The organism is Enterococcus sp. BSD2780061688st2 D3, from assembly GCF_005844145.1.
Taxonomy (GTDB): domain Bacteria; phylum Bacillota; class Bacilli; order Lactobacillales; family Enterococcaceae; genus Enterococcus_B; species Enterococcus_B durans.
In genome coordinates, this window is sequence record NZ_SPHN01000009.1 from 57030 (window position 1) to 68906 (window position 11877).

At 38.0% G+C, this 11877-nt stretch carries 11 protein-coding genes; 8 read left to right on the forward strand and 3 right to left on the reverse strand.

The window, feature by feature from the left end; genetic code table 11:
• Positions 1-25 precede the first annotated feature (25 nt).
• Together FGQ66_RS08755 and FGQ66_RS08760 are read left to right on the forward strand one after the other, a co-directional pair.
• Positions 26-1000: a ribose-phosphate diphosphokinase gene (locus FGQ66_RS08755; RefSeq protein WP_081134590.1), complete on the forward strand. Its 975-nt coding sequence runs from the start codon at positions 26-28 to the stop codon at positions 998-1000.
• Positions 1001-1141: 141 nt separating this feature from the next.
• Positions 1142-2275, forward strand: a complete 1134-nt coding sequence (locus tag FGQ66_RS08760) for a cysteine desulfurase family protein (RefSeq protein WP_005879325.1) — start codon at positions 1142-1144, stop codon at positions 2273-2275.
• Positions 2276-2627: 352 nt separating this feature from the next.
• Here FGQ66_RS08760 and FGQ66_RS15195 read toward each other — a convergent pair whose 3' ends face one another.
• Both FGQ66_RS15195 and FGQ66_RS08765 read right to left on the reverse strand, forming a co-directional pair.
• A complete protein-coding gene (locus FGQ66_RS15195; protein WP_005879324.1) occupies positions 2628-2789 on the reverse strand; it encodes a hypothetical protein in 162 nt (53 codons plus the stop codon).
• A 15-nt stretch (positions 2790-2804) separates the two neighbouring features.
• Positions 2805-3827: a lactonase family protein gene (locus FGQ66_RS08765; RefSeq protein ID WP_081134586.1), complete on the reverse strand. Its 1023-nt coding sequence runs from the start codon at positions 3825-3827 to the stop codon at positions 2805-2807.
• 138 nt (positions 3828-3965) lie between these two features.
• Between FGQ66_RS08765 and FGQ66_RS08770 the strand changes: the two genes are divergently transcribed.
• A complete protein-coding gene (locus tag FGQ66_RS08770) occupies positions 3966-4319 on the forward strand; it encodes a PTS glucitol/sorbitol transporter subunit IIA (protein WP_005879320.1) in 354 nt (117 codons plus the stop codon).
• A gap of 8 nt (positions 4320-4327) precedes the next feature.
• Complete coding sequence (locus FGQ66_RS08775; RefSeq protein WP_081134584.1) at positions 4328-5485, forward strand: AI-2E family transporter; 1158 nt, start codon at positions 4328-4330, stop codon at positions 5483-5485.
• Between the two features lie 122 nt (positions 5486-5607).
• Here the strand turns inward: FGQ66_RS08775 and FGQ66_RS08780 are convergent, their stop codons facing one another.
• A complete protein-coding gene (locus FGQ66_RS08780; protein ID WP_138302224.1) occupies positions 5608-6228 on the reverse strand; it encodes an NAD(P)H-dependent oxidoreductase in 621 nt (206 codons plus the stop codon).
• Positions 6229-6450: 222 nt separating this feature from the next.
• On the opposite strand from FGQ66_RS08780, the gene FGQ66_RS08785 reads away from it, so the two are divergent.
• From FGQ66_RS08785 to FGQ66_RS08800, 4 genes are all read left to right on the forward strand, one after another.
• A complete protein-coding gene (locus tag FGQ66_RS08785) occupies positions 6451-7095 on the forward strand; it encodes a TetR/AcrR family transcriptional regulator (protein WP_005879313.1) in 645 nt (214 codons plus the stop codon).
• 15 nt (positions 7096-7110) lie between these two features.
• Positions 7111-8841: an ABC transporter ATP-binding protein gene (locus tag FGQ66_RS08790; RefSeq protein ID WP_138302225.1), complete on the forward strand. Its 1731-nt coding sequence runs from the start codon at positions 7111-7113 to the stop codon at positions 8839-8841.
• The gene (locus tag FGQ66_RS08795; RefSeq protein WP_005879308.1) at positions 8834-10720 is read left to right on the forward strand and encodes an ABC transporter ATP-binding protein; all 1887 of its coding nucleotides are present in this window, start codon (positions 8834-8836) and stop codon (positions 10718-10720) included. The genes FGQ66_RS08790 and FGQ66_RS08795 overlap by 8 nt, the downstream gene beginning before the upstream one ends.
• Positions 10721-10915: 195 nt before the next feature.
• The gene (locus FGQ66_RS08800; protein ID WP_138302226.1) at positions 10916-11764 is read left to right on the forward strand and encodes a VOC family protein; all 849 of its coding nucleotides are present in this window, start codon (positions 10916-10918) and stop codon (positions 11762-11764) included.
• Positions 11765-11877: the final 113 nt, after the last annotated feature.

Below are 11877 nucleotides of genomic sequence, written 5' to 3' on the forward strand. Positions count from 1 at the left end.
AATAGAGAAGTTTGGGGAGGACTACATGAGTAAAAAGTATCAGGATGACACGTTGAAAATCTTTAGTTTGAATGGGAATCGTCCATTAGCAGAAAAAATTGCGAAGGTCTTTGGGACAGAACTAGGAAAAAGTGTCGTAAAACAATTTAGTGATGGTGAAATTTCGATCAATATTGAAGAAAGTATCCGTGGCGATCATGTGTACATCGTACAGTCGACCAATGCGCCTGTAAATGATCACTATCTCGAATTATTGATCATGATCGATGCGATGAAACGTGCAAGCGCCAAAACGATCAATGTCGTACTACCTTATTATGGGTATGCAAGACAAGACCGCACAGCAAAACCACACGAACCAATCACAGCGAAATTGATTGCTAATCTAATTGAAGAAGCTGGTGCAACTCGTGTGTTGACTTTGGATCTGCACACTGTCCAAGTACAAGGATTTTTCGATATCCCTGTTGATAATTTATTTACAATGCCTTTGTTTGCTCATTATTATCGTCAACTTGGTTTGACGGGGGATGATATTGTTGTTGTTTCACCAAAAAATAGTGGTGTCCAACGTGCTAGAAGCCTTTCTGAATATCTGGATAGTACACTGGCAATCGTAGACCACGCAGATGATGCTGATGTGAATAGCGGTTATGTGATCGGGAACGTACAAGGAAAAACATGTATCATGGTAGATGATATCCTTAATACTGGTGCGACATTTGCCCGTGCAGCGAATGTATTGAAAGAAAATGGTGCGAAAGATGTTTATGCTTGTGCATCTCATGGATTATTATCTGTTCCTGCGAAACAAATCTTAGATGAAGCGCCAATCAAAGATATTTGTATCACTGATTCTGTCTTCACAACTGAAGATCGTCATCCAGAAAACTTGACGATCGTTACATGCTCTGAATTGATGGGAGAAGCGGTAAAACGTATCCACGAAAATACACCAATGAGTCCATTGTTCCGTCTAGAAGAAAAAGAGTTTGATTAATCGTTAGCGATAGGACAAATAGAAATTCGCCCAACTAGCTTCTACTTAGTAAGCAGTTGAGCGAATTTATTTTTTATTTTTGGTAACTTTGATATTCTGTGCTAGAATGTGCCTAGTTATATCTGGAAGGGATGAAAAAAGTTGGAAAAAATTTATTTGGATCATGCGGCGACCACACCGATGCATCCACAAGTAATCACTGAAATGACTATGATCATGCAAGAAACATTCGGCAATCCGTCAAGTATCCATGGCTTTGGTCGCTTGGCGCACGAAAAATTGGAGACCGCTAGACAAATCATTGCGGATACTTTGCAGGTGAATGACCATGAAATCATTTTTAACAGTGGCGGAACAGAAGGAGATAATACGGCAATCCTAGAAACAGCTTTTTCAAGAAAAGCGGAAGGCAAGCACCTGATCACTACAGCCATCGAACATCCTGCAGTTTTGAATGCGATGAAGTATTTAGAAACAAAAGGATTTGAGGTTACATATTTACCTGTAGATGAAAAAGGAAATATTTCATTGGAAGACTTTGAACAAGCCTTAAGAGAAGATACGATCCTAGTTTCGATCATGTACGGGAATAATGAGATCGGGAACTTGATGCCAATCAAGGAGATCGGAGAAAGACTACGCGAGCATCCTGCTTATTTCCATACCGATGCAGTCCAAGCTTATGGCAACCAAACGATCCATCCCAAAGATCTAGGTATTGATCTACTAAGCGTTTCAGCGCATAAAATCAATGGACCTAAAGGGGTCGGCTTTTTATATAAGAAAGATGGGGTCAATATTCCCGCAATGCTTCTAGGTGGTGAACAAGAAGAAAAACGCCGTGCTGGAACAGAAAATCTTGCAGGAATCTGGGGAATGGCAAAAGCAGCGGAACTTCTAACGGTTGAAGAACGTGAAGCAAGAAGTGAAAAATACGCGGGATTCCAACAAATGATTTTAGAGGAATTAGAAAAACAAGGGATTGATGTTCAAGTAAACGGGGACCTAGAAAATAAATTGCCTCACGTGCTGAACCTTCGTTTGCCAGGGGTCGTAAATGATTTGCTGTTAATGAAATTAGACCTTAACGGTATCGCTATTTCCACTGGGTCAGCTTGTACAGCAGGGAATATCGAACCTTCCCATGTATTAGAAGCAATGTATGGAAAAGACACACCAATCTTGAAAGAATCGATTCGGATCAGCTTTGGTTATGGCAACACGAAAGAAGACATTCAAAAATTTATTCAGCAACTAGTCGGTGCTATCAAGTAAAGAGCGTGTTCGAAAAAGTGTCCAGCTCTGAGAAATAAGAAGACAACCACGAGAATCTACTGTTCGATTTCTGTGGTTGCCTTCTTATTTTCACAGGGCTATTTCTAGTGCTTGCTATTGAAAGAAATCAAATGAAAAAACGGCGAATGTTGTAGAAGTTCTCAATGACAACGGGCTTGTAGTTTTTAGTATTGTTCAAGGATAAAAAACTACACGAAAAGAAGGAAGAACAAAGAACGTATGTGGGATATCTTGAATTCAAAACAAGGATGGCCCCAAGCAGTAAAAAGGACCATCCTCGTTCGTTTTAATTATGGTTTTGATTCAGTGTGACTCAAATCAACACGCTTTTTTAATTTTCCACATTTCTCACATAATCATCAAAATACTTGATCAAATCATTTTTTATTTTCTGATAGTCTTCTTCACTGTAGACTTTGTCCTCAAGTTTCCCTTGAAAGAAAGGAATCTCCAAGTCTTCTCGTAGACGATCTAAAACTTCTTCTTTATCCATTTTGTTCCTCCATGATCAGTCAAAATAAACGCAGACACATTCTGGCGCATAAATATCTTTTTGGCGTACTGACAGTAAACCAGTAGCTGCATCACGAGAATAAAGAGTAAGATTATCCGTGTTTTGGTTTGCACATACTAGATAGTTATTCTCTGGATCCAGTGCAAAATCTCTTGGAAAATCCCCTTCAGTTGAAATGATTTGAATGTTTTCTAAGGTGTACTCATCAGGCGAAACAGCAAACACCGCAATTGAATTATGCCCACGATTTGAAGCATAGACATAATTGCCATCTTTAGAGATACGGATCGCAGCGCCACCGTTTTCTCCTTGGAAATCTTCGGGTAAAGTACTGATTTTTTGTTTTTCAGTAAAGCTTCCGTGTGCTGCATCATATTGTAGTACGCGGACCGTACTATCTAATTCGCCAAATAAATAAGCAATCTTTTGATTTGTGGGATGAAAAACAAGATGACGTGGGCCAGTTCCGGGTTCTGCAACGAATTCAGCCACAGCAGTCAATTTTCCTTCTTTTGACACATCGTACGTATAGACACGATCTGTTCCCAGATCACAAACAACTAATCGATTATCAGGCGTCAAGTCTGTGTAGTGGACATGAGCATGGTCTTGATTTTTGTGCGGACCAGTTTCTTCTTGATGAAACACTGCATCTGTAGCTTCTAATCCACCATTCTCAAGAATACGGTAAACATTTACTTCACCTTTGTGGTAATTTGCGCCGTAAACAAGCTGTCTTGTTTCATCAACGGCTACATAGCACAAAGGAGCTCCTGATTCTGTTACCGCATTCAAAAACTGAAATTCACGATCGTATGCACCAGCTCCGCCTAATCCATCGATACTTGTGACAGTGTAAAGATTACCAGCTTTGCTTTTCGACAAATAAGTAGGGCTATTTTCTTTCGTTGCTAATTCTAGACCTGTCAATTCACCCTTTTCGTTATCCAGATTGATTGTATAAATTCCTTCACTGACACGTCTTGTATATGTCCCTAAAATGATTTTTTCCATCATTTTATCCCTCCTGAAATTTTATGAAATAGGTTTCTTTTTTTATTTTAGCACATAACTATTCATGGCGGTTAAACAAAGAGAATATGTTATACTTGTTTTGTACGCAAAGAAATTTTTTGTAGTGAGGGAGAGAATGTTATGATTCATGCAACGATAAAAGAAATTGGCGCCAAAGCAGTGAGCGATCAAGAACCGATCTTGATTCTATTCGATCAAACAGCGACATCTGCCTTGCGGAATTATTCAATTATTCAAGAAATCAGTTCAAAAGAAGCCTTTCAATTGAAGAAAGGTGGAATGATCTCTTTTGATCAGCAAGAATATACAATCGATTATGTGGGAACGATGGCGAATGAAAATTTGACTTCTGTTGGACACGTTACGTTGATTTTTGAGAGTCATACGGAAGACAGTGGTATTGCAAATGGTATCTATTTATCACCACATCAACTTCCTGAACTCCATGTAGGTACAGAGATTAAATACAGGTAGGTGGAAAAATGGAAGAAAAAAATAAAAAATCAAGACCTATTTCTTGGTTCTGGCGTTGGTTCTTGAATAATCAGGTCGTGACGTCATTACTAGTGGTGCTTTTAGTCTTACTTATCGTTTTTCTATTTACGAAAGTATCCTATTTATTTGAACCAATCTGGCAGTTTTTAGCGATCGTTGGCTTGCCGATTATTTTAGCGGGTATTTTGTACTATTTGATGAATCCAGTGGTTGATTATTTAGAGAAACAACGAATACCGCGAATCTACAGTATCATTGGATTATTTGTTCTCGTTGTGGCTTTGATCGTTTGGGGATCAGTGGTTATCATTCCTAAAATCCAAGAGCAAACAGTCAGTTTTGTCGGTAATTTTCCTAAATATGTAGATACGATCGATAATAAATTGACGGAGATTTTAAGGGACCCGCTATTTAATCAGTTTAGAGATCAATTGGAATCTGCGGGAGAAAAGTTCGTAAGTTCAGCTGGAGATATGTTACAAGATATCTCTAAAAGTACCGTTCAAAGTTTGGGTAGTTTTGTCGGGGCTGTAGCGACGGTCTTGGTTGCTGTGTTGACGATGCCATTTATTCTCTTCTATCTATTGAAGGATGGGAAACAACTTGCACCGTATTTTGTTAAATTCTTGCCAACTCGTATGCGGAAACCAACATTAAAAGTTTTAGGGGAAATGAATGACCAAGTGTCTTCTTATATCCGTGGGCAATTAACTGTTGCGTTTGCTGTAGCAATCATGTTTATGATCGGTTTTGCGATTATTGGTTTGGATTATGCAGTTACTCTAGGGATAGTCGCAGGATTTTTAAACCTTATTCCTTATCTAGGATCATTCTTAGCAATGATTCCAGCAGTGTTTTTAGCAATCGTTGCAGGGCCAGTGATGTTAGTGAAAGTGCTGATCGTCTTTGCTTTGGAGCAAACAATCGAAGGGCGTTTGATTTCTCCGCTTGTTCTAGGAAATCAGCTAGCAATTCATCCTGTCACCATCTTACTGGTGTTGCTGACTTCTGGTAAATTATTTGGGATCATCGGTGTGATTTTAGGGATTCCGGTATATGCTGCTGCGAAAGTGATCATTTCACATGTCTTCGAATGGTACACTACTATTTCTAGTTTATATGAAGAAAAAAACAACGAGTTATAAAAAAAGATTCAAAAATAGGCTGTAATGATCTTTAAAAGCTAGTCCGCTAACTTTTTAGAGATCGGTTCAGAAATTCCTATTTTTGAATCTTTTTTCTTTTAAAAAATTTTTTGCTGATCGATTTAGAATGTTTTACCAAATTCTGTGGCTTTATCCAAAGCTGATTGCATCAATTCTTCAGCACGATCAGGCGCATAGTCGATACCTTCAATAAATAATTGATCGACTTGATCGATACCGACAAAGTTCAAAATCCCTTTGACATATTGTGAAGCAAAGTCTTGACCATTGTAAACTCCACCGTTTGATTGGATATGCAATGCTTTTTTACCAGAAACTAATCCTTCTGGACCATTTTCAGTGTAGCGGAACGTTTTACCAGCTACATTGACAGTATCGAACCAAGCTTTTAGTTTTGTAGGAATATTCAAATTCCATAAAGCATTGGCGATAACGATTTTATCTGAAGCAAGAAATTGATCCGTCAATTCATTGAAACGAGCAATTTTGTGTTGTTGGCTTTCGGATAAAGTAGAGAATTCAGCACCTGCACGAAGCGCTTCCCAACCTGAAAGCAATTCTTCATCGATTTCTGGGATATCATCACGGTAAAGTTCTAGGACGGTAACCTCATCGTCCGGATGACTTTCTTTGTAACTATCTAAAAAAGTAGATAATGCTTTAACTGAACGAGATTCTTGTGCAGTTAAAGGGTGACCTTTTACTACTAATACTGATGCCATAATATCTCTCCTTTTATAATTGTTGTTATGTGGCTAACAAAATAAGTTTACTTGAAAGAGAAAAGGCTATCAAGCTTTTTTATAAAGGTTCCATTTCAAATAAAAAAAAAAGTTGTTTTCATGAAAAAAATCATGCAAATCACTTGCAAAACAATTACCTGGTGTTATAATGACATAGTGTCATATGACAGCGTGTCATTTTTAGAAGGAAGGAGGCTACCTATGCCTAAGCAGACTTTTTTTCATTTACCTGAAGAAAAAAAGAAACGACTATTAGAAGCAGCAAGAGTTGAGTTCTCAAGAGTCCCGTTAAAAGATGCTTCTATCGCAAATATCGTGAAGATAGCTGAAATCCCTCGCGGTAGTTTTTATCAATATTTTGAGGACAAAGAAGATCTTTATTTCTATTACTTTGAAACAGTGCGACGTGATAGTTCTAGAGATATGATCCAATTGATGAAAGAAGCCGATGGTGATTTGTTCAAGGGATTCGAACTTTATTTTACAAAGATGATCCGCGATATCTTAGTGGGAGAAAATGCTGCTTTTTATCGAAATTTGTTCATGAATATGGATTATCGTGCTTCCCGTAAAGTGGTGCCCCATGCTAGAGGGGATCAGCATCACTCCCATGAAGAGCATAAACAAGATGCGAAAGAACTGGTTGAGTTGATCGATCGCACTACACTAAAAATCAAAAATGACCATGAGATGGAATTACTGATCCAAGTAGTGATGAGTACATTTTTTACGACAATCGCTCATTCTTATAAAACATTCTCAAAATCCAAAGATTACTCTGTTGAACAAGCAATCGAAGAATTCAAACTGAAATTGTCTTGGTTGAAAAATGGAGTGTATAAATAGAAAGAAGGGTACTACATGCTAAAAGTTTTTAAACGGATATCATTGACTTCGGCAATTGCTGCTACGATATTTATGGTTATCCAAGTCTTCGCAGATCTTTACTTGCCGACACTGACCTCTAATATTATTGATAAAGGGGTAGCAAAAGGAGATGTCGATTATATCTGGCAGACTGGTTTTGTTATGATCGGCTTTTCTTTGATCAGTATTTTTGCGGCAATTGCAAATACCTATTTTGCAACACGAGAATCACAGAAATTAGGAAAACAATTACGTACAGATGTCTATAAAAAATCAGAAAGCTTGACCAAAGACGCCTTTGATAAATATGGAACAGCTTCTTTGATTACACGAACAACCAATGATGTGACCCAGATCCAAATGGTTACGCAAATGTTTCTAAGAATGATGATCAATGCACCGATTACATTGGTGGGTGCAAGTTTCTTAGCTTATCAAAAAGACCATGAATTAACGAAAATTTTCTTAGTTGTTATCCCTGTCATGATCGTTTTGATTGGTGGGATCATGTTTTTTGCTGTTCCATTGTTCAAGAGTATGCAGAAAAAGACAGACCGCTTGAACTTGGTATTTCGTGAAGGACTGACAGGCGTGCGTGTTATTCGTGCCTTTGATAAAACACGATTTGAAGAAAATCGTTTTGATTTAGCGAATAAAGATTATACGAATACAGCGATTAAAGTAAATACGATCGTTGCATTGATGATGCCGATGATGACATTGATCATGAGTGGAACAAATGTAGCAATTACCTGGTTTGGTGGTCACTACATAGCAGATATGACTTTAGAAGTAGGGAACCTAATTGCATTCATGACATATGCGATGCAGATTTTGATTAGCTTCATGATGCTGTCAGCAATTTTTATCATGGTGCCTAGAGCACAAGCATCTGCTGATCGTATCAATGAAGTACTAGATGAAGAAGTAGGGATCAATGACCCTAAAGATCCTAAAAAATTGGCTCTTGCAGGAAAAAACGCCACACTTGCTTTTGAGCATGTCAATTATCGCTATCATGGGGCGGAGAAATTAGCCTTAGAAGATATTGATTTTTCTGCCAAATCTGGGGAGATCGTTGCAATCATTGGAGGTACTGGTTCAGGGAAAACGACTTTAGTCAATCTTATCCCACGTTTGTATGATATTGAATCTGGTGCCATCAAGATTAATGGAACAAGCATCAGTGAAGTGACGCAACATGATTTGAGAGAATTGATGGGCTTTGTTCCACAAAAAGCGATGCTCTTTTCTGGAACGATCAGAGAAAATATGCAATATGGTAAAGCAGATGCAACGGATGAAATGATTTGGAAAGCATTAGAAATTGCTCAAGCGAAAGAATTTGTCTCAGAATTAGAAGATGGGTTAGACAGCCATGTAGAACAAGGCGGCGGGAACTTCTCTGGTGGTCAAAGACAACGACTGGCTATTGCACGGGCTTTAGTCAAACCAGCAGATGTCTATGTCTTCGATGATTCATTTTCAGCTTTAGACTTTAAAACAGATGCAAATCTTCGCCAAGCATTGAAACAAAATATGACACAAAGCATTACGGTATTAGTTGCTCAACGTGTAAGTACTGTTATGGACGCTGATACGATCTTAGTATTAGATGAAGGAAAATTAGTCGGTAAAGGAACACATGATGAACTACTTAAAACAAATGAAACGTATCAAGAGATCGTTCATTCGCAATTGAGAGAGGAGGATCTACATGAGTAAAGAAAATACGAAACCTTCTCGTGGACCAATGGGTGGCGGACATGGACCTGGACGCAACATTGGCGTTAAAGGAGAAAAACCTAAGAATTTTTGGGGAACAGTTAGACGATTATTTGGGTATATGTCCAAACGTTTAGTTGCGATCATTGCCGTTTTTGTGTTGGCGATTGCAGCTGTAATCTTCCAAATCCAAACACCTAAAGTATTAGGGAAAGCGACAACGGAAATATTCAATGGTGTCATGGCAGGTGCTAAACAGATGCAAGCAGGCCAACAGATATCAAAATTTCCGATTGATTTTGATAAAATTGCACAAATCATTGCGACAGTTATCGTAATGTATTTGATTTCTGCGGTATTCAACTTTTTACAACAATTTATCATGACTAGAGTTTCACAACGAACAGTGTATGAACTACGACATGATCTAGAAGCAAAAATGAACCGAGTACCTATTTCTTACTATGATACACATACAAATGGGGACATCATGTCTAGAGCTATCAATGACATGGATAACATTGCAAGTACGCTTCAACAAAACTTGACGCAATTTGTAACGAGTGCCGTCACATTGATCGGGGTCATCGTCATGATGCTTTCTATCAGTTGGCAGTTAACGTTGGTCGCATTATTGATGATTCCTTTAAGTTTGATCATCGTCATGATCATTGCGCCAAAATCACAAATATTCTTTGCTGATCAACAAAAGAGTCTAGGACTTTTAAATAATCAGGTAGAAGAAACGTATAGTGGACATACGATCGTTAAAACATTTAACCATACAGCAAAAGACCAAGAAGTCTTTGAAGAAGAAAATCAAAAACTATACGCGGCAGGCTGGAAAGCTCAGTTCATTTCAGCAATCATCATGCCTTTGATGAACTTTGTTAAAAACTTGGGATATGTATTTGTTGCTGTTCTTGGGGGTGTCAAAGTTGCGAATGGGAATATGTCCCTTGGTGATGTTCAAGCCTTCTTGCAATATACGACACAATTTTCACAACCAATCACGCAGCTAGCAAGTTTGATGAACACGATCCAATCAACAGTTGCTTCTGCAGAACGTGTTTTTGAAGTCTTAGATGAAGCAGAGATGACAGAGGAAAAATCAGGATTGCCAGTAGAAAAAGATACACCTTACAAAGTACGTTTTGAAAATGTTCAATTTGGCTATTCTCCAGATAGTTTATTGATGACTGATTTCAGTTTAGATGTAAAACCGGGAGAAATGGTTGCTATCGTAGGACCTACAGGGGCAGGGAAAACCACCTTGATCAACCTGTTAGAACGATTCTATGATGTTTCGGGCGGAAGTATTCGTTACGATGGTGTTGACACGAGAGATCTTTCACGAGATGTCTTACGTGCACAGTTCTCCATGGTACTTCAAGATACTTGGTTATTCACAGGGACGATCTATGACAATATCAAGTATGGGAACGAAGATGCAACGGATGAGCAAGTAATCGAAGCAGCTAAGGCAGCCCATGTCGATGACTTTGTTCGCAAGTTACCTGAAGGCTATAATACAGTATTAAATGAAGATGCCAGCAACATTTCTCAAGGTCAAAGACAATTGATTACGATTGCGCGAGCATTCCTTGCTAATCCAGATGTCTTGATCCTAGATGAAGCTACCTCTAGTGTAGATACACGAACTGAGATCTTGATTCAAAAAGCGATGAATCGTTTATTAGAAAACCGAACAAGTTTTGTGGTAGCTCATCGTCTGTCAACGATTCGTGATGCAGATAACATCATTGTTATGAATCATGGTTCGATCGTTGAAACAGGTAATCATGATACTTTGATGGAAAAAGATGGATTTTATGCTGATTTGTATAACAGTCAATTTTCAGAGGAAGAAGCTTCATAAAATGAAAATTAACGCACGAGACATAGATTGTTTCGTGCGTTTTATTTTTTATAACTATCGTTTTTTCACTATTTTATTAAAATTATATGAAAAAGCGAGAATTCTCACATTTTTTTTTATAAAAATCTATTTATCGCTTGAAAGAAATGGGAACCATCGTTAAAATAAAGCTTGACGTAGAGGGGAGCAAGAATGATGAAAGATTTTAAATTGGGGTCTGCTACCTATTTGAAAAGCGTGGCAATCCGGGTGAAAGACCGAGATAAAATGATTGATTTTTATAAGAATACAATTGGCTTTGATTTGAAACGGGAAGAAAACGAACTAGCTATTCTAGGAACGGAAGAGCGTGACAGTGAAATGCTATTGCTTGAAGAAAGCCCCAGAGCAGATGATCACTTCGGGGAGATCAAAAAGCTCAACCGCTTCTCATTGATTATTCCAAGCGTAGAAGAAATGGCAGATATTCTATGCCGTATCCGCAAGACGGATTACGTAATTGAAAAAGCATTAGAAGACCAAGGCCGTATGGGTATCTTATTAAAAGATCCAGAAGGTAATGAATTAGAGATCTATCACGAAGATGGAACAGTAGAGAAGTCTGCAGATCCAGAAAATTTGGATCAAGAATCTTTGTTGCGAAAATCTGAAGAAAAGTACGAAAAATTATCAGCAGGCTCTTATTTTGAAAAAATCCACTTAAACGTAATCGATAGTGTCAAAGAACGTAAGTTTCTTGAAAACTTGCTTGGTTTAAAAGTCCATAACGAAAAAAACGAATGGTATGTTTTAAATGAAGGGGACTTCCATGTTGGTCTGACTGAAGCAACGAGTGAAGCAATCCAACTTCCGACCCACGAAGTGATTGGCTTAGACTTTTTGAAGTTTGTGATCAGCCAAGAGAATATGGAAGAACTTGTCCAACATTTAAAAGAATATTCAGTTGATTTCTTCTTAGATAAAAAGCATACAGTATTGACTATCTATGATGCTATAGGAATCGAATGGTGGTTTGTGACAGATTCTAAAGAAGAAAAAAAATAAATTAGCGTGTGAAAGTTGCTCCTAGCGTATTGATATGTCATACGTAGGAGTTTTTTATTTATATTTTTCATCCTTAGTTTTAGCAGAAAAGTCTAAAATATTGGAAAAATCTT